14 protein-coding genes and 2 pseudogenes are annotated in these 18,912 nt (G+C 63.4%); 7 read left to right on the top strand and 9 right to left on the bottom strand.

The features are described from left to right. Positions 1-48 precede the first annotated feature (48 nt). Positions 49-1,812, bottom strand: coding sequence for an ABC transporter ATP-binding protein (locus I6F36_RS15450; RefSeq protein WP_036004382.1), 1,764 nt, complete (start codon positions 1,810-1,812; stop codon positions 49-51). Positions 1,813-2,086: 274 nt separating this feature from the next. On the opposite strand from I6F36_RS15450, the gene I6F36_RS15445 reads away from it, so the two are divergent. Continuing rightward, positions 2,087-3,157 (top strand): glycosyltransferase family 4 protein, encoded by a 1,071-nt coding sequence (locus tag I6F36_RS15445; RefSeq protein ID WP_036004379.1) that lies wholly within the window; start codon positions 2,087-2,089, stop codon positions 3,155-3,157. A gap of 240 nt (positions 3,158-3,397) precedes the next feature. Here I6F36_RS15445 and I6F36_RS39860 read toward each other — a convergent pair whose 3' ends face one another. The 3 genes and pseudogenes from I6F36_RS39860 to I6F36_RS15430 all read right to left on the bottom strand — a co-directional run bounded on the left by I6F36_RS39860 (position 3,398) and on the right by I6F36_RS15430 (position 6,408). After that, positions 3,398-4,678, bottom strand: coding sequence for a TRAP transporter large permease (locus tag I6F36_RS39860; protein ID WP_036004463.1), 1,281 nt, complete (start codon positions 4,676-4,678; stop codon positions 3,398-3,400). A gap of 219 nt (positions 4,679-4,897) precedes the next feature. Next, a pseudogene (locus tag I6F36_RS39855) lies at positions 4,898-5,374 on the bottom strand (TRAP transporter small permease); the annotation flags it as partial. A 263-nt stretch (positions 5,375-5,637) separates the two neighbouring features. Further along, complete coding sequence (locus I6F36_RS15430) at positions 5,638-6,408, bottom strand: methyltransferase domain-containing protein (protein ID WP_225143664.1); 771 nt, start codon at positions 6,406-6,408, stop codon at positions 5,638-5,640. Between the two features lie 162 nt (positions 6,409-6,570). Here I6F36_RS15430 and I6F36_RS15425 point away from each other — a divergent pair. Continuing rightward, positions 6,571-6,723: pseudogene (locus I6F36_RS15425) on the top strand (SDR family NAD(P)-dependent oxidoreductase); the annotation flags it as partial. A gap of 280 nt (positions 6,724-7,003) precedes the next feature. Here the strand turns inward: I6F36_RS15425 and I6F36_RS15420 are convergent. From I6F36_RS15420 to I6F36_RS15405, 4 genes are all read right to left on the bottom strand, one after another. Continuing rightward, positions 7,004-7,621: a hypothetical protein gene (locus I6F36_RS15420; RefSeq protein ID WP_225127477.1), complete on the bottom strand. Its 618-nt coding sequence runs from the start codon at positions 7,619-7,621 to the stop codon at positions 7,004-7,006. A 24-nt stretch (positions 7,622-7,645) separates the two neighbouring features. Then, on the bottom strand, positions 7,646-8,275 hold the full coding sequence (locus I6F36_RS15415; protein WP_074447514.1) for a hypothetical protein: 630 nt from the start codon (positions 8,273-8,275) through the stop codon (positions 7,646-7,648). Next, positions 8,272-9,315: a TAXI family TRAP transporter solute-binding subunit gene (locus I6F36_RS15410; RefSeq protein ID WP_157783996.1), complete on the bottom strand. Its 1,044-nt coding sequence runs from the start codon at positions 9,313-9,315 to the stop codon at positions 8,272-8,274. Before I6F36_RS15410 ends, I6F36_RS15415 begins: the two co-directional genes overlap by 4 nt. A 62-nt stretch (positions 9,316-9,377) precedes the next feature. Next, positions 9,378-10,997 carry a hypothetical protein gene (locus I6F36_RS15405; RefSeq protein WP_225171705.1) on the bottom strand — a complete coding sequence of 540 codons (1,620 nt, stop codon included), beginning with the start codon at positions 10,995-10,997 and terminating at the stop codon, positions 9,378-9,380. A 1,402-nt stretch (positions 10,998-12,399) separates the two neighbouring features. Here I6F36_RS15405 and I6F36_RS15400 point away from each other — a divergent pair. The 4 genes from I6F36_RS15400 to I6F36_RS15385 all read left to right on the top strand — a co-directional run bounded on the left by I6F36_RS15400 (position 12,400) and on the right by I6F36_RS15385 (position 15,838). Next, on the top strand, positions 12,400-12,744 hold the full coding sequence (locus I6F36_RS15400; RefSeq protein ID WP_225143661.1) for a hypothetical protein: 345 nt from the start codon (positions 12,400-12,402) through the stop codon (positions 12,742-12,744). Between the two features lie 441 nt (positions 12,745-13,185). Then, positions 13,186-14,925 carry a sulfate permease gene (locus tag I6F36_RS15395; RefSeq protein WP_225127480.1) on the top strand — a complete coding sequence of 580 codons (1,740 nt, stop codon included), beginning with the start codon at positions 13,186-13,188 and terminating at the stop codon, positions 14,923-14,925. 191 nt (positions 14,926-15,116) lie between these two features. Beyond that, positions 15,117-15,548, top strand: a complete 432-nt coding sequence (locus I6F36_RS15390; RefSeq protein WP_109144574.1) for a pyridoxamine 5'-phosphate oxidase family protein — start codon at positions 15,117-15,119, stop codon at positions 15,546-15,548. A gap of 14 nt (positions 15,549-15,562) precedes the next feature. Further along, positions 15,563-15,838, top strand: coding sequence for a hypothetical protein (locus tag I6F36_RS15385; RefSeq protein WP_225127481.1), 276 nt, complete (start codon positions 15,563-15,565; stop codon positions 15,836-15,838). 157 nt (positions 15,839-15,995) lie between these two features. Here I6F36_RS15385 and cax read toward each other — a convergent pair whose 3' ends face one another. After that, positions 15,996-17,099, bottom strand: a complete 1,104-nt coding sequence (gene cax / locus I6F36_RS15380) for a calcium/proton exchanger (RefSeq protein WP_225127482.1) — start codon at positions 17,097-17,099, stop codon at positions 15,996-15,998. A 422-nt stretch (positions 17,100-17,521) separates the two neighbouring features. Here cax and I6F36_RS15375 point away from each other — a divergent pair, with 422 nt between their 5' ends. Next, positions 17,522-18,910: an MFS transporter gene (locus I6F36_RS15375; RefSeq protein ID WP_225171848.1), complete on the top strand. Its 1,389-nt coding sequence runs from the start codon at positions 17,522-17,524 to the stop codon at positions 18,908-18,910. Positions 18,911-18,912 lie beyond the last annotated feature (2 nt).

The following is an 18,912-nucleotide window of genomic DNA, read 5'->3' as shown; positions in this document are numbered from 1 at the left end:
CCTGCGCTTGATTCGAAACGCGACCGACTCGAGAACGCGACTGTTGGTTTACGCGGCGGCTTGCGCGAGCCGGCTCATTTCCTGCGTGACCAGCTCACGATACGGCCCGTGACCCTGCATCAGGCGCTCGGGCGAGCCGTCCTCGATGATCTTACCATTCCTCAACACCACGACACGATCGAAATTGCGCAGCGTCGCAAGGCGATGAGCGATCGCGATCACGGTGCGGCCGCGCATCAGGCGGGACAGCGCCTCGCGGATCGCCTCCTCGGATTCGCTGTCGAGCGCGGCGGTCGCCTCGTCCAGCAGCAGGATCGGCGCGTCCTTCAGGAAGGCGCGCGCGATCGCGATGCGCTGGCGCTGGCCGCCCGACATCTTGACGCCGCGGTCGCCGACCATGGTGTCGAGGCCCTCGGGCAGGCTCTCGACGAAGTCGCAGCGCGCTGCGATCGCCGCGCGCAGCACCTCGTCGTCGGTCGCGTTCGGCCGGCCATAGCGGATGTTCTCGCGAATGGAGCGATGAAACAAGGAAATGTCCTGCGGCACGACGGAAATCGCCTCGCGCAGGCTCAGCTGCGTCACCTTCGAGATGTCCTGGCCGTCAATGGTGATATTGCCCTCGTCGACGTCGTAGAAGCGCTGCAGCAGCGTGAACAGCGTCGACTTGCCGCCGCCGGACTGGCCGACCAGTCCGACGCGCTGGCCGGGCTGGAGGCGCAGGCTGAAGCGCTCGAAGATCTTGTCGCTGCCGGGATAGCCGAAGGTGACGTTGTTGTACGCGATGGCCGCGCCGCTTTTGACCAGGGGCTCGGCCTCGGGATGATCGCGGAGCTCGTGCGGCACCAGCAGCGTGGCGATCGCCTCTGTCAGACGCGCGACGTGCTGGGTGACGTCGACCAGCGCCACCGCGAGATCGCGCGTTGCGCTCAGGATCGAGATGCCGAGCGTACAGACCAGCACGACGTCGCCGGTCGTCGCTTGGCCCTTCTGCCAGAGCGAGATCGCCCAGGCCATCAGCGCAATGGTCAGAAGCACGGTGATGACGGCATGCAACAGCCGCAGCTTCTCCAGATAACGCAGGCTGCGGCTGCGCGCGGTCAGCTCCTGGTTCACGGTCGCGTCGAACCGCTCATGCTCGTGGCTGATGCCGCAGAAGGCGCGCACCAGCGGCATGTTGCTGATGACGTCGATCATCTCGCCGTCGACCAATGCGGCCTTGTCGGCGAAATCGTCATGCAGCGGCTTGCCGGCCGCGGCCAGACGAAACATCGCAACCACCATGCCGCCCGCGATCGCGATCAGGCCGAGCGCCATGTAGGGACTGACGGTTCCAATCAGGATGATTGCCGCAATTGTGGCAATGCACGGCGGCAACACATTCCAGACGAACATGTTCTCGACGGTGAACACCGCGTTCGAGGTCGCGGTGATGCGGCTCGTCAGCATGCCGGGCATCCGGTCCGAGAAGTAGCTCGGGGCGTGCCCGGTCAGATGACGAAATATGTCACGCCGTAAATCGCCCGTGACCCGGACGAAGGTGAAGCTCGCCGTCCAGCTAGCGATCCGCCACAGGAAGTTGTCGGCGGCAATCAGTGACATGAGCAGAATGAATGCCAGCCATACGCCACCGCCATACGAGGGACCGGCCGACAAGGCGTCAACCAGAGCTTTGACGCCATACTGGGTGCCTACGGAGCAGGCAACGGCCCCCACGACCGCGGTCAGGATCACCAAATGCGACGCGAGACGACGCCGGAGATAGCGCAGGACAAAGGCAAATGGCCTACGCGCGTACCCAGAAAGCTGATCCATATGGCTGTCGCCCCGTTATGCTGATTTTTCGTTTCGTTACTGGTCGAGTGAACATCGACCGCTTCGCCTCGGTTCCCGGGCAATCCCATCACGACATGCGGATGCGGACGATGTGCGAAGATGTAGTGGCAGCATCGCGACGCTCCGCCGACGTGTCGAATATGTAACGTTCGGGGGAAGGAACTTCGCAGGTGCGGGAACGTTCCCTCGTCTGGCATTGCCGGTGCCGTTAAGGCGGGGGTTTCAACTTCATGATCGCAGAGGAGATGGTGAGATGCGCATCGCGCAGGTAGCTCCGTTGACGGAGGCTGTTCCACCCAAGCTGTATGGCGGCACCGAGCGGGTGGTGCATTGGTTGACGGAAGAGCTGGTGGCCCTGGGCCATGACGTGACGCTTTTCGCCAGCGGCGACTCGCGGACATCGGCCAAGCTCGATGCATTATGGCCGCGGGCGCTTCGGCTCGACGGTTCCGTGCGCGATCCCAACGCGCTGCACATGGTGCTACTGGAGCGGGTGCGGCAAAAATGTGACGACGAGGAGTTCGATTTCCTCCACTTCCATCTCGACTATTATCCCTGGTCGTTGTTCCACCGCCAGCCGACCCCGTTCGTGACGACGTTGCACGGCCGGCTCGATCTTCCCGAGCATCAGCCGGTCTTCAACACCTTCACCAAGATGCCGGTCATCTCGATCTCCAATGCGCAGCGGCGGCCGGTGCCGCAGGCGAACTGGGTGACGACGATCCACCACGGCCTGCCGGAGAAGCTGCTGACGCCGAAGCCGGCGAAACAGGAATACCTCGCCGTGCTCGGCCGCATCGCGCCCGAGAAGGGCGTCGATCGCGCCATCAAGATCGCGACCCATTGCGGCATTCCGCTCAAGATCGCGGCCAAGGTCGACCGTGCCGACCAGGATTATTACGACGAGCTGATCCGGCCGATGATCGAGAACAATCCGTTGGTCGATTTCATCGGCGAGATCAGCGATCACGAGAAGTCGGATTTCCTCAGCGGCGCGCTCGGCCTCTTGCTGCCGATCGACTGGCCGGAGCCGTTCGGCCTCGTCATGATCGAGGCCATGGCGTGCGGAACGCCGGTCGTCGCCTTCAACCGCGGCTCGGTGCCGGAGATCATCGACGAGGGCCTCACCGGCTTCATCGTCGAGGACGTCATCAGCGCCGCGGGCGTGGTGAACCGGCTTCCGCAACTCGACCGCGCCGCGATCCGCAAGCAGTTCGAAACGCGCTTCACCGCGCGGCGCATGGCCCTGGACTACCTCGCCGCATATCGCAGCCTGACCGAGGCGCAGGCACCGCGGATCAAGCTGGTGAGCAGCGCAGAGTAGGAAGGCAACTTAGGCGCAAACCTCATGGCCGGGCCAGTACCGGCCATGATTTGCGTAAGCGCCCGGCCTATCAATTCGTCATTGCGAGCGCAGCGAAGCAATCCAGGATCTTTCCGCGGAGGGACTCTGGATTGCTTCGCTGCGCTCGCAATGACGGAGGACTTGGCGACGGCCTCCTACCCGACCCTCACCCGCTTCGGCTCGGCGATCTCGAACATCCTTCCTACGCCGCTCACCCCGCTACATCCCCAATAGCCGCGGCAGCCACAGCGACAGGCCCGGCCAATAGGTCACCACCACGAGGAAGCCCAGCATCGTCAGCAGCCACGGCCACACTGCGACCGTGAGCTCGGTGATCCCCATCTTGGCGATGCCCGAGGCGACGTAGAGATTGAGGCCGACCGGCGGATGGCACAGGCCGACCTCCATGTTGACCGTCATCAGGATGCCGAAATGAATCGGGTCGATGCCGAGCTTGACCGCGACCGGAAACAGGATCGGCGCCATGATCAGGATGATCGAGGACGGCTCCATCACATTGCCTGCGAGCAGCAGCAGGATGTTGACGAGCAGCAGGAAACCGATCCAGCCCAGGCCCTGGTCGATCATCCATTGCGCCAGCGCCTGCGGCACGTTCTCGTAGGTCATCAGGAACGAGAACAGCACGGCATTGGTGATGATGTAGAGCAGCATCGCCGAAAGGTTGGCCGACGACAGCAGCACGCGCGGCACGTCCCGCAGCTTCAGGTCCTTGTATATGAACACCGCGACGATGAAGGCGTAGACCGCGCTGACGGCGGCAGCTTCAGTCGGCGTGAACAGGCCGCTGTAGATGCCGCCGATCACGATCACGATCAGGAGGATGCCCCAGATCGACTTGCGGAACGCATCGAGACGCTCCATGAAGGTCGCCTTCGGCATCCGCGGATAGTCGTTGCGCCAGGCGCGATAGAACGTCGTCATGCCGAGCAGCGTGGCGAGCGCAAGCCCCGGCACGATGCCGGCGATGAAGAGCTTGCCCACCGAGCTGTTGGTGGAGACGGCGTAGAGCACCATCGGGATCGATGGCGGAATCAGAATGCCGAGCGAGCCCGACGTCGTGATCACGCCGGCGCCGAATCGTTTCGGAAAGCCTTGCGCGACCATCGCGGGCAGGATCACTGAGCCGATCGCCACCACGGTCGCCGGCGAGGAGCCGGAGATCGCGGCGAACAGCGCGCAGGCGACCACGCCCGACAGCGCGAGCCCGCCATACCAATGGCCGACCAGCGAGGTTGCGAAGGTGATCATCCGCCGCGCCACACCGCCATGGGTCAGGAAGTTGCCGGCGAGGATAAAGAACGGGATCGCCATGATCTCGAAATTCTCGATGCCGGTGAACAGCTTCAGCGCCACCGATTCGGTTCGCACGTCGGTCAGCGTGAACATGAAGCTGAGCACGGTCAGACCCAGCGCAATCGAGATCGGCATGCCGGTCAGCATCAGCGAGATCAGCAGCGCGAACACGATGAAGACGCGCAGGCCCTGCGGCAAGGTGATGACATGGGCCGCATGCGCGAAGCACAGCGCGACGATCAGGACCGGCAGCAGCATCAGGATCCAGCCGAGCGGGCTGCGCTCGTCCCGGACCACCTGGGTGGGCGTGACCGGCGCAGGATGCACCGGATCCGCCTCGACGCCCTCGACGCCCGCCATATCATGATGCGGCAGCTCGCCGGTGCGGTAGAACGACCAGGCGACCTGCAGGAAGCGGAAGCACATCAGGCCGGAGCCGATCGGAATGGTGAGATACACCACCCACATCGGCGCCTCGAGGTCGTTGGACTGTTGGCCGCTGTGCCACATGTGGCTGACGAAGGCGGCTCCGAAATAGCCCACGATGGCCGTGAACAGCGCGCCGCACAGGAGGCCGAAGGTGATGATGCGGCGGCGCGAGCCGCCCGGCAGGATGTTGACCAGCACGTCGACGCCGACATGGATGCCGGTCCGCACGCCGTAGGCGGCGCCGAACTTCGCCATCCAGATGAACATGTAGATGCAGAGCTCCTGCGCCCATGACAAATCGAGGGCGGCAAGCCAGGCGAACGTCGCGCGCGCGGGCACGGCGAGGACGGTGAGGTTGCGGGCTTCCGCCCATTTGGCGAGGTCGATCGACAGCCCGGCGCCGTAACGGTGCACCACCGCGACGAAGATGAGCGACGTCGCAGCCGCGATCATCGTCGCGATCAGCCATTCCTCGAGATGATCGAGAAAACGATTCAGCACACGCAGCAACTTGGTCCCCCCGGATTGGATCATTCAAGCGCAACGGCCGGGAGCGCAATTGCCCCCGACCGTTGGTATTGTTGTTATTGGGCCGCAGCCGTCGGTAACAACGAGAGCTAAGCGCTGCCAAGCTAACGTGATGACCGCCGGATGCGCAAGCCGGCATCCGCGCGTGTCCAAGGCAACGCGTGCTATGCCGCGTTGCGGCAGCGCCATCAGCCTTTCCGTTGCGCGACCATGAAGAGGCGCCGGAACGGGAACAGCGTCTGCCCCGCCGCATTCTTCGGATAGGCGCTCGCGACGCGCATCCCGTAGGCGGCTTCGAATGCGGCCTTCTCCTCGCCTTGGAGCACGTCGAGATAGCGCGTCAGCCAGGTGCCCTTGGTCCATTCCTTCACGGGATTGTCGCCTTCGAGCACCTGCAGGTATTCGGTCTCCCAGATGTCGATGTTGGCCGACATCGGCGCGAGCAGATCGTGATAGAAGGCCGGCCCTTCCACCGGCGGCCGGGTGACGAGATGCTCCACCTTGGACCGCCATGGGCCGTCGAGCGCAGTCTCGCCGATCAGCACATGCGAAGGCGCGAGGAAATTGCGCGGCATCTGCACCGCGAGCATGCCCCCGGGCGTCACCTTCTCCATCAGCGAGGGAAACAGTGCCGCATGATTGGGCAACCAATGCAGTGCGGCATTGGAATAGATCAAGTCGTACTGCCCAGCGGGACTCCAATGGCCGAGATCCTCATGTGACCATTCCACGTCAGGCGCGGCCTTGCGTCCTGCCGCGACCATCTCCGCCGAGCCCTCGACCCCGGTCACGCGTGCCTCCGGCCAGCGCTCCGTGATCAATTTGGTGACGTTGCCGGCGCCGGCGCCGAGATCGGCGATCGCGCGTGGGGCAAAATCGGGAATCCGCATCAACAGGTCGACGGCGGGCCGGAGCCGATGGCCGGAGAACTTCAGATATTGCTGCGGATCCCAGACCATCCTTCGACGCCTTTGTTCTTCGTATTTCCCTCGCCAAGGCTCTTGTCCTTCGGCAAGCCTCTTGGTTACCACTGCTCGTCCCGGTCGGGCAATTCGCAAGCCCGCGGGACAGAGCGGCAAACGAACAACAAAAAGCAGGCAGGACCAAGGGAGCGTGCGACCATGGACCTCGGGCTCAAATCGAAAACCGCTGTCATCACCGGCGCGAGCATCGGCATCGGCCGCGCCATCGCCAGGGGCCTCGCCGCCGAAGGCGTGCGCGTCATCGGCGTGGCGCGCCGTACCGATCTCCTCGCCGAGCTGGTGAAGGAGATTGCTACAAGGCAAGTGCACTCCCTCTCCCGCTTGTGAGAGAGGGCTGGGGAATGTTTCCGCAATGGGATAGCCCCGAGAGGAGAAAGCCCTGACCCGCGCCGGAGCCTGTCGTCGGGCGCGCCGTGGGCGCGAGCCGGTGGCGTGACCTCTCCCGCATCCGCCTTCGCCAAGGCTTCGGCTGACAAGAGCGGGAGAGGTTGCACCGAGCCCGTGGCAATCGATTCAACCTAAAGCCATTCCGCTCTAACTGCGCATCCGACAGCCTCATTGTCGCCGGACCTCACGGTTTGACGTAGCTCCAGCCCTGTTCCTGCAGCTCCATGACGCGGACGACACCCGATTTGACCACCGTCGCCTGCGGAATCAGATTGATGTCCTTGTTCTCCGCCTTCCGCATATTTTCCTGGGTGTTGCCGCAGGCTTTGAAGGAGATTTCGGGATTGCTCATCGCGAGCACCTCGATGCGTGGCTTTACCGGCGAGGTATCATCGCGCAGCATATGAAGACCGGGACCAAAGGTGACAATCTCGATTGAGACTGGTTCACCGAGATCGCGGTAATATTGCGCGACATTGGTGGCATTGTTGAGCGTGAGGCTCATCATCGCAGGTTCGTTGGAATTGACCTGCAATATCAGCTGGTGCGGCTTTTTGACGATCTCGGGTTTTGTCGCCTGAGCCATCGCCGCCCGTGTCGCAGCGGTTTGCTTGCTCGTGTGAGTCTGCCCCGGCTTGCTCACGTGCATCCGTCTAGTCGGTTGCTTCGGATCGCGTGCTTGATTCTTCTCGCTCATCTGCGGGATCAACTGGTTGTCCTGTTGCGCCTGCGCGCTTGGTTCGACCAGAAGCACCATCGCCAGGCCGCCGATGATTGCTATCGTCAACTTCGGATTGATCATCTCGTGTCTCCCGTTCCTTGACCATCACCTTCCCGGTCTGGCGACGCTATGTGGCCATTTGCATGCAGCCGCCATTCTCTTGCGCACGTTCTCGAATCCGCTGAGCAGGAACTGTCCGTCTTGCACCTGACCAGTGCGGGCGAAAAGGCGCACGACGATGTGACCCTCGTCGGGTAGCGCGTTCAGCAACTTTACGACGTCGCCCCCGAAAGCGACGCCGGAGCCGAATGACGGCGACGCCGCCGCGAGTTGCATCGGCGTGTCCGCATTCAGCCGAAAGGAGATGACGTATTCGTTGGCGCTCCGTGACAGCGCCGGTCCGGCGACCGTGACTTCCGTTCGGCCTTTGCGGCAGTGGATTGCGAGTTGCATCGTGGCTCCATCCGAGCCGCCAACCGAAAAGGTGGTGGCGGTGACGACGGGTGAATAGTCGACCGGCGAGGTGGTCTCGCTGATCAGCCAGCCGCCGTCTGACGCCCGCCGCCCGGGCGGCGGAATCTTACGTGACAGTTCTTGCAGGCATTCCAGCCGGCCCCGCCCTTCCATCGCCGAACAAGCCCGAAGTGATTCGACGGCATCGCCCGTGTCTTGCGCGTAAGCGATTCCGCAGGCTACGTTCAAGGCGACGGCGAACGGAGGAACGGCACTCTTCATGGCCTCGCCTGTACGCTGCGTGCCTTGCGATCCAGCCATTCCTGCGCAGCCGGGAAGCGGGTGAGCCCGGGGACGGACGCCGCGAGATTGATGGACTGCCATTTCGGATCGAAGCCTGGTGCCTGCAGGCGGTCAATCCGCGAGAACAGGTACTCGACGAGGCGCGCCACGCGTTGATAGCGGTTTGAGCGTGGCGGCCAGTTGAATGCAACGAGAGCCGTCGGCACGGCAAGAGTCGCAACCCGCTCACCCTGTTTGATCAGATTGGGATACTCGTTGGCGTTCAAGGTCGCCGGCAGATAATAGTCCTCGAACTTCCTGTCGTAATGGACCGGCAGGAACTTGAATCCAGCTTCCCAGCGGCCTCGCACGAAGGCGTCCACGGGCTTCGACGTGATGAACACGACGGCCGACATCTCCCCCTTGCGCATCTGTTCCAGGGCAAGCTGATGCGGAATGAACGTCTTGTCGACGTCGATGCCGAGGCGGCTGAAGATCAGCGGACCGGAATAGGCGGCTGCGGTGCCCTGAGTATTGAAGTTCACCTTCTTGCCGGCAAGGTCCTGCAGGCTCGTGATCTCCGGCCGCACGAAGATGTGCAACTCGGACGGAAACAGATTGAGCAGATAAGTGATGCGGCTTTGGATCTGCGGAACCTGAAGCTTGTACTCCTCGAGCGCGTCGGAATTGATGATCGCGGTATCGACACCACGCAGATAGAGCAGCGCATTCAGATTGTCGGTGGCGCCCCGGGTGACGATCGGCAGGAGATGCAGCTCTGCTCCGTCGTCGACGACACGGGCCATTTCTGCCGCGAGGCGGATCGGCGCGCCCTCGAGCAGGCCGCCGGCGAGCCCGACGGTCCAGGCGTTCATCCGGCCCTTTTCGCTCTCCTGAGGGAGCGGCCGTCGGAGCATTTGTGCATCGGCCTTGGCGGATCTTGCGGTTTGTGCTTCCAGGCAAGTCGTTTGAAGCAGCACGGCAATCGGCACCAGCGCGGCGAGCACGAGCGACGAGAGCGACCTTGGCAGCTTGTTCATGTCGTTCCTTTCCGGATTGCCCACCCTCACCACTCTTCCCGGCATGAATGCAAAGCCCACTCTCAGTGATGCAATGCATCCAGTCGTTCCTTGGCTCCGCGAATGCCGCTCCTCTGTGCCTTCGCGTAGAGCTCGCGCGCCTTGGCCGCCTCGCCGCGCGTTCCATAGGCACCCCAAGCCGACAGAACCGCCGGATCATATGTCTCCGCGAGCATGAAGGTCGCCTGCGCACTGTTCTTCTCAGCCGCAAGCTCGAGCACAATCCGCGCTGCACCGATATTGCCCTGATCGAGCAACGCTCTGGCACGCGGGATCAATCGGGCCTCCACCTCGTCCTGGCCTGGATTCGTCGGCGGCTCCGTTGCGGTCACGTTCTGCGCCGTCGACAAGGTCGGGCCGCCGTTTCTTTGCGCCGCCGGGGCGTGCTGATCGATAAGGCGCGATACCGAGGCGATCTCGCTCTCCCTGGCTTCAGTCCTGCTCCGCTCCCGCTCCAGCGACTGTCGCAGTTCGGCGATCTCCCGGTTCGCTGCCTGTCTCTGCTGCGAGGCTGCATCGTTCGCCTCGCGCAGATGCCCGTTCAGCGATTCGATGACGCCGCGCGTTTGCGCAAGCTTGCTCTCCAGCGCGGCAGCATGAGCCTGGGCCTCTTCGAGGGCACGGCGTTGTTGCTCGGCGTTCGCCGTTGCCGACCGCGCGGCGTCCTCTTGTTGCGCGAGGGCTGCGTTCCTTTCGCGCTCCTGCTGCAAGGACTGCCGCAATTCCGCGATCTCCCCGCCCACCGCCTCGCTTTGCTCCGCCGTCGCACCGTCGGCCGTAGCCGATCCGCCAGTCATGCCGGCAAGCTCGCTCGCGAGGGCGGCGGCGCGTGACTGCGCCTCGTAGCGTTCTTGCTCAGCGCTTGCCGCTATCGCCTGCGCGGCGCTCACTCGCTTCGCCAGGACGGCGCTCTTTTCCCGCTCCTGCTGCAGGGACTGCCGCAGTTCAGCGATCTCCCACGCCGCCGCATCCCTCTGCTGTGCGGCCACCTCGTCCGCCTCGCGCGCCTGCGCGATACGAGCCTCTACTTCGCGGCGGGTTCCGGCAAGTTCGTCCGCGAAGGCGGCGCTGCGGGCTCGCTCAATTTGAAGAGACTGCCGCAGCTCCTCCGTGGCAGTTTCCGCTGCATGCGTGCGCTGGACCGCCTCTTCGAGCTCCCTGCGCGCGCCGGCCAGTTCACCGGAGAGCGCGTCACTGCGCCCGTCGGCGTCGAGCCGTGGTGGCGGGCCCGCCGCGCTTGCGGAGACCGCCTGAATCGGGGCCTCGGACATTTCGCTCTGAAGGAGTGCTGGCGATCCGGTCGCGAAGTGAGGCCGCTGGTCGAGGCCGGCGGCGCTCCCGCCGTCGATTCGAGTTGTTTCGGCAGTCGGTTGTGCGTTGAACGGGTCGAAAGCACCGAGCAGGGTCACCCCAGCGAAGATAAGGGCGACCAGAACGACAGCTGCAATGAGCGAACTACCCGTCTCCTCCGGATCGATATCCTCGGTCTCACCCCACCAATGGGTCCGTGAAGAGCGGAGCGCTGAGCCGTCCTTTGCGCCCCATCTGCCCGTCTCGGGCGACCCGTGACCGAGCTCCTCCGCCGCATCTTCTATTCGGGTGCTTTCTCGGTCCCTGGGTGCAGTATCGATTGATTGGCGCATGCATCACGCCTCTCTCAAGAGCAACTCCAATGGAGCGATCGCCCAGCCTGTTCGCATGGTTTCGGCACCCGATCAGAACACGCGTAGATAATGTGTTGCGGCGCGGCGACACGCCCAAATTAAATATAGCAATTAACTCAAATACATATAATTTTGACCATATTCAAAAGTCAAATTAAATATGCTCGTCGGATGCCGTTAAACACCTCATACATCGCATGGAATATAGGGCTGGCGCCCCGAATCTGCGTATCTGACCATGTTCTCGTCGCGTCTAGGCATGGAGGAATGACCATGCGCATTGCATTGCCGTATTTGGGAATTGGCGTCTGTTTGTCTGTTGCCAGCTGGTTGGTGCTCGGGCTTGTGCTCTAGCAGCGGTTTTCCGTAAGAACTCGGAATCGAACTGGGGTGGTCGCGCAAAATCACCGATCCAACGGCGCTTTGATCTTTGGCATGTTCCGATCGCGGTCGGCGATGTCCCTGCCGCGCGTGTCAATCAAATTTCATGAACCTTTGCTATGGTCATCAACACCCATAGGTTTAAGTCCATTCTGTTTCTTGGCCCAGCTGTTCATTTCCTGACAGTCATAGTTTAGGGCGCGTCATGAGTACTCGTGGTCAGTGCGACCGTATTGCGATTCTGCGTCAACGTGTTTTGTCGCTCAGCTCTCAACTGACGGAGCTTCAGAACCTTCGTACCCGCCTGGAAAAGGCTGAGGAACGACGAATGCGCAAACGTTCAAAAGTTACTGGTAGCTTGGCGATGCGACGCCGATCTTGGCAGTAGGCGAGTCGACAGCCCAAGCCCGCGTTGGGAGCGCCTCAAATTTCGAGGATCGTAACTCCCGGATGCGGGTCCTTCACTTGCCTCATCGCGCCCATGCCCGTTACACACCCAGGCGTGTCCCTTCAGTTGTTCTCGTGCCACCACAGCTGGCTCGAGATCGCCGAAACGGCCCGGCTTGACCGCATGAGTGCGTGCGCTCGTAGTGTTTTGGGCCTCGCGGGTGCGATACATCACGGGAGCGGTGATCCCGGTGGATGGGGGGCTTGCGGCGGTATCAGTTCTAGGAATTCATGCGATGCGTTCGACATTGAAGAGCGTGAGGGTTGGGGTCGGCCTCTTGATGCTCGTTGCCGCAGTTCACTTGACCTCCGCCGCGTTTGGCGAGGACAAGCAGAGCGCCGGCAGTCGAGATGACGCCGCTGCGTTCGATCCCATTCGGTTTGGAGGCAGAACGGATTTCCAGGTCTCAGCCCTCGCCGAAGTCCCGCGGCAGGTGGCGCGCGCGGCACAACGCGAAAACTGCGACGTCGAAAAAGGCATGAAACAGATTCCGCTTCGCTTCTTGGTCGAGAGAGAGAGCGCCGTCTCGTCCTCGTTTATTGTCAGTGGATCTTGGGAAGTCATCTCGTCTTCGACCTCAGGGACGCGCGCCACCCGAAGCTCGTCGTGTTTCCATTCCTCGCACAGAACACCGGGTTCGGCACCACGCCGCGGCCGGGCCTCATCACCTGGCGAAAGGAGGCCGGTGAGTTCGAGGCTGAGACCGGAACAGACATGTGTCCGAGCTCTCGCCTTCGTCACGTCTACCGCCTTGGAAGGACCGAAGGCTTTACCAGTGGCACCAGCAGCTTCGTGCTCGTCCGCGTGGATGTCACGGCGCGCGGCTGTGGGGGTGACCAGCCGTGGTCGACGGTGTGGCAAGCACCGAACTGGCCGGAGTCGATGATCGTGCGGTGAGGACGAACGTGAGGGATGGCCAGGTTATCGCACATGACTTGGCCGGTGCGCACGCCTCGTCCTTCGAGACGGCGCTTACGCGCCTCCTCAGGATGAGGCTAATCGGCGTCAGTGTCTTCCGAGACTGCAGCCACACACGCCCTGCTCAGGAGCCCGCCTGAGCGGGCGTCGCGAAGGATGGCACAGAAAAAGGCTCTCGGCCCTTCGGTGGATGGCGGGTTGCGGTATCAGGTCTAGGAGCGAAGGCTCTCGTCTCAAGGATTGCTGCGCCGCGGAATAGTCGGGGTTACGGCAACGTTGATTTGCGTCAAGCGAGTGGTCGAGTCGTTGCGAGATCGTCGCGCGCTATCGGCGAGCCGACACGTGACTGCAGATATCCGTGTTGATCGTCTGTTGACCGGCGATCGCTTTGCATGGCGACCGGCCTTTGGAGTGCGCGCGGTGAACGTTTGGACGCGTTGGGTGCCCGGGATCGATACGCTTCGGTACTACGAAGCGGCCTGGCTTCGGCATGATGTCTTCGCAGGTCTCGTGCTGGCGACCATGCTTGTCCCGGTCGGAATTGCCTATGCCGTGGCGTCCGGTCTGCCGGGCATCCACGGCCTCTACGCGACCATCGTCCCGCTTCTGGCCTACGCGATGTTCGGTCCGAGCCGCATCATCGTGCTCGGACCGGACTCGGCGCTGGCAGCTGTCATCCTCGGCGTCATCGTCCCCCTGTCCGGCGGCGATCCGGTCCGCGCCGCAATGCTTGCCGCCATGATGGCGCTCGTTTCGGGAACGGTGCTCATTGTGGCCGGCATCGCACGGTTAGGGTTCGTGACGGAGCTGCTGTCCAAGCCGATACGGTACGGCTACATGAACGGGATCGCGCTGACCGTTTTGATCAGCCAGTTGCCAAAGCTGCTCGGCTTCTCGATCGAAAGCGAAGGACCGCTGAGAGACCTATGGGCGATCGCCGTTGGGATCGGTGATGGCAAGATCAATTGGGCCGCATTCGCAGTCGGATTTGGTACGTTGATCGTCATACTGCTGCTCAAGGACAGCAAGCGACTGCCGGGAATCCTGATTGCCGTCGTCGGAGCGACCCTTGTCGTCTCACTCCTTGATCTGGGAACTGGTTATGGTGTGAAAGTCTTGGGGCCACTTCCACAAGGTCTGCCGGCCTTCTCCATTCCCAGGATCGGCTATGGCGATCTGATCCCCGTGCTGGCCGGCGGCTGCGCCATCGCTCTGGTCTCGTTCGCCGATACCAGCGTGTTGTCGCGAACCTATGCTGCTCGTCTGGGCGACAAGGTCGATCCGAACCAAGAGATGGTGGGCCTCGGCGCGGCCAATTTGGCGACCGGCTTTTTCCAAGGCTTCCCGATCAGCAGCAGTTCCTCGCGCACGCCCGTTGCCGAAGCCGCCGGCGCCCGCACCCAGCTCACATGTGTCGTCGGCGCGTTTGCGATCGCGTTCCTTCTGTTGGCTGCGCCAAACCTGTTGCAGCACCTGCCGAATGCCGCATTGGCCGCCGTGGTGATCGCAGCCGCAATCGGCCTGATCGAGATCAGTGATCTCAAACGAATCTACCGGATCCAGCGCTGGGAATTCTGGTTGACCGTGCTGTGCTTCGTGGGCGTAGCCGTGCTCGGCGCAATTCCCGGAATCGGCCTCGCCATCGCGGTCGCCATTGCCGAGTTTCTGTGGGACGGCTGGCGTCCGCACTCCGCAATTCTCGGGCGGGCGCAGGGCGTCAAGGGCTATCACGACATCACGAGATATCCCGATGCCCGCCTGATACCCGGACTGGTGCTGTTCCGCTGGGACGCGCCGCTGTTCTTCGCCAATGCCGAGTTCTTCAAGGAACGTATTCTGGCCGCGGTCGAGCAATCGCCGACACCCGTGCGCTGGCTGGTCGTCGCCGCCGAACCGGTCACGAGCGTCGACGTCACCGCCTGCGACACAATTGCCGAACTGGACGAGGCGCTCCACGTCAGGAGCATCGAACTTTGCTTTGCCGAGCTGAAGGATCCCGTGAAGGACAAGCTGAAGCGGTTCGGGTTGTATGCGCAGGTCGGCGAAGCCCAGTTCTTTCCGACCATCGGCTCGGCCGTCTCGAGCTACCTCCACATCAACAATGTCGAATGGGAGGACTGGGAGGATCAGGTCGAGGTCGGTCGTCACGTCGGGTCTTGACGAGCCGGCCAGCGCGACAACCAGCGCAGGGCCGCACCTGCGGCCATTTTCGGCGAGCATGGCGGCCAACCGCCAGACCGCCGCCGGCAATAAGCGAGTCATTGCTGAACCGCGGGCGCGCACTTCGTGCCCGGCTTCGGGGAACATGGGCCCAATCCAATCGTTGCCTCCGCTCCACTGGAGGAAAGTTCATGCCCAAGAAATCGCTCGCCGAAATCTCAAAGGAAATGGCCGGCATCGACATCGCCATTCTCTCGACGCACACCGAGAACGGCGAGATTGCCAACCGTCCGATGAGCAACAACGGCGACGTCGCCTACGACGGCACCTCGTACTACTTCACCTACGAACAGGCGCGAACGGTGTCGGACATCCAACGAAATCCCAAGGTAGCGCTCGGATTCTCATCGGAGGCGGGCCTATTCTCGAAGGGAATCTACCTCGCGGTCGAAGGGACTGCCGAGCTGATCCGCGACAAGGCCGCCTTCCAACAGCATTGGACCAGCGACCTCGACAAGTGGTTCGAAAACGGAATCGATACGCCGGGCATCGTCCTGATCAAGGTCAAAGCCAAGCGCATCACTTATTGGACGGGCCGCGAAGAGGGTGAGGTCGTGATCTGACTGAGGCGGTGATCGTGCGCCGATTCCTCGATTGGTTCTTCAGGAGCCGCGAAACCGGTGCCATCACCATCGCGCAATGGCCCAACCTCATTCTATGGATCGTGATCGTCGCGGGCCTTCTGCTTTGGATCTGGCCTTCCGCGGGAAGAGCCAGCGTCGCCCTGACAATCGTCTTTAAAAGCGGACTAGTGATTTGGGGCGCCGATGAGATTATCCGCGGCGTGAATCCCTGGCGGCGCTGCCTCGGCGCTGCGGTCGTCGTCTACGAGCTCAGCACGTTTGTGCCGTAAGGTGGGTTCGACGAAGCACGCCTAACCTTCGCGGTTTGCTGATCCCTGCGCATCGCGCCGCCATGCACCCGAGCTGACGCCGACGATCGCGGCCTGGAGCCGACATTTTCTCGTACGACCAATAGCCTGCCGGAGCGAGATCGAGGGGCACCGAACTTCACCCCTGCCCCGCCGGCGGGACCACGTACAGCGTCAGCGCGAACACGGAATAGATGAAGATCAGCAGGGCGCCGACGAACCAGGCCGAGCGCCCGCTGGCCGTGATGAAGGCCGACGTCACCGTCGCGATCATCATCATGGTGACCGCGCCCGGCCAGAACTGCAGGTCCATCGGCTTCGGCCCCACGACATAGCTGAGCAGCACCAAAGCGGGTGCGACGAACAACGCGATCTGCGAGGCGCTGCCGAGCGCAATGCTGACGGCCATGTCGAGCCGGTCCTTGCGTGCCGCGGCGAAGGCCACCGCGAATTCCGCGGCGGCGCCGACCAGCGAGACGACGATGAAGCCGACGAAGGCCGGGCTCATTCCGAAGGTTTCCGCCGCCTTCTGCACCGATTCCACGAAGATCTCGCTGACCAGCGCGACCAGCACGGTGACGACCAGCAGCGTGCCGACGGCCGTTCCGATCGGCCAGTGCGCCTCCTTGTCGTCGTCGCCGTGACCGGCGCTTGCGAACAATTCCTTGTGCGTTCGAAGCGAGAACAACAGGCCGAGCCCGTAAGCTGTGATGAGCAGGACCGAAATGCCGAGGCTGAGCTTGTTGAGGATGCCCCCGCCCTGCGGCAGGTGGTCGAGATCGGCGACCGCCGAAGGCGCAAGCAGCGCGACGGTCGCCATCAGCAACAGGCCGGACGAGAGCCGCGCACCGGCGCGGTTATATTCCTGCACATGATAGCGCAGGCCGCCCAGCAACAGGCAGGCGCCCAGCATGAACACCGCGTTGGTGACGATCGCGCCCGCGATCGAGGCCTTCACCAGCATGTACTGGCCGGCGCGCAGCGCCGTGATGGCGATGATCAGCTCGGTCAGATTGCCGAGCGTTGCATTGAGCAATCCGCCCACGGCATCGCCAGTCTTGGCGGCGACCGCCTCGGTGGCGTGGCTGAGCAGCGCCGCCAGCGGAACGATGGCCAGCACCGCGAGCACGAACAGCAGCGTGTGGGAATGCGGCGCCACCGCCTCGGCCACCAGCACGATGGGCACGAAGGCCAGCATCCAGAGCAAAGGGGTATTCCGGATTTCCCTGAGCAGAATCTGCATGTAGCCGCCCTTCCATCGATGCGCTGATGGAAAGGTCGGGCGGCCGCGCAGGTCGAGTGTTGATCTGTCTCAACGCCGGCGTGGTGGAGAAGGCGCGCGCAGGACGCGCATGCGGCCTGCTCCCGGCCGATCGCCGGCACGCTGGCATCCTGCCAGTGTTTTGCCCGACGGGTCAACTTGATTGCGGCTGCGACCGCCGTTTTCGACACGGCGGGAAAATGCCTTGTCGATCAAAGGGCCTCCTACTGTGCATGGGGTTATTTTTCGACTCTTTTCATTTGGCCCTGCGCTCGCAGCGCAGCCGCATCGCCTGACCTTCGCGCATACACAGCATGCAAGCTTGCGCCTGTGGAAGCCGGCGCCTCCGTAGTACATGCCGAACGTCCCCCATGGCTACGCCGCCGGAGCAGCGCGCCAACAAAATGACGATCACGTTACCTGCCGCCGCGCGCGAGCCCGACCATCCCACCGCCGACGGTCTTCCGTCGACGCAGCGGCGCTGGGCGGTTGCCGCGATCTTCACTGCGCTCGCGATGGCCTCGCTCGACACTGCCATTGCCAACATCGCCCTGCCCGCCATCGCCGCCGACCTGCACGTCACGCCGGAGCAGTCGGTCTGGGTCGTCAACGTCTACCAGATCGCGCTGGTGGCGACGCTCTTGCCGCTCGGGGCGCTCGGCGAGATCGTCGGGCACCAGCGCATCTATCTCGGCGGACTGATCCTGTTCACCATTGCCTCGATGTTCTGCGCGGTGGCATGGTCGCTCGACAGCCTGTTGCTGGCGCGCACGCTGCAAGGGCTGGGCGCGAGCGGCATCATGAGCGTCAACACGGCGCTGGTGCGCTTCGTCTATCCCGGCCGCATGCTCGGCCGCGGCTTCGGTCACAACGCGCTCGTGGTCGCGACCGCCTTCACCTTCGGACCCTCGATCGCCTCCGCCATCCTCGCCTTCGGACCCTGGCCGTGGCTGTTCGCCGTCAACATCCCGTTCGGCCTCATCGCCATCGGCATCGGCTTTGCCATGCTGCCGAAGACCCCGCGCGCCGATCACGGCTTCGACTTGCTCGGCGCGATCCTGGCCACCGCCTGCCTCGGCCTGTTCATCACCGGCATCGGCAGCGCCGCGCACAATCTGTCGCCATTCGTGGTCGGCATCGAGCTGGTCACCGCCCTCGTGCTCGGTGTGATCCTGACCCGCCGCCACGCCGACCATCCCGCGCCGATGCTGCCGATCGACCTGTTCGCCAGGCCGATGTTCGCGCTGTCGGCGGCAACGGCGGTGTGCTCCTTCGCCGTCCAGGGCCTCGCCTTCGTCTCGCTGCCGTTCTATTTCGAGGATGTGCTCGGCCGCTCGCAGGTCGAGACCGGCTTCTTCATGACGCCCTGGCCGCTGGTGGTCGGCATCATGGCGCCGATCGCAGGCCGCCTCTCCGACCGCCATGCCGTCGGGCTGCTCGGCGGCATCGGCCTCGTCCTGCTGGGTCTCGGCATGGCGCTGCTCGCGACACTGCCGCCCAATCCCGCCATTGCCGACATCATCTGGCGGATGGTGATCTGCGGCATGGGCTTCGGCTTCTTCCAGGCGCCGAACATGAAGGCGGTGATGGCAAGCGCGCCGCCGCACCGCAGCGGCAGCGCCTCCGGCATCGTCGCGACCGCGCGCCTAACTGGGCAGACCACTGGCGCGGCGCTCGCCGCCGCCTGCTTCGCACTCGCTGGCCACGAGGGCGCGACGCTGGCGCTGGCGCTCGGCGCGGGCTTTGCCGCGCTCGGCAGCGTGATGAGCTTCCTGCGGCTCGCGGTGAAGTAAGG

This window comes from Bradyrhizobium sp. BRP19 (assembly GCF_020194195.1).
Classification (GTDB): Bacteria; Pseudomonadota; Alphaproteobacteria; order Rhizobiales; family Xanthobacteraceae; genus Bradyrhizobium; species Bradyrhizobium yuanmingense.
This window is presented reverse-complemented; position numbering and strand designations above follow the sequence as displayed.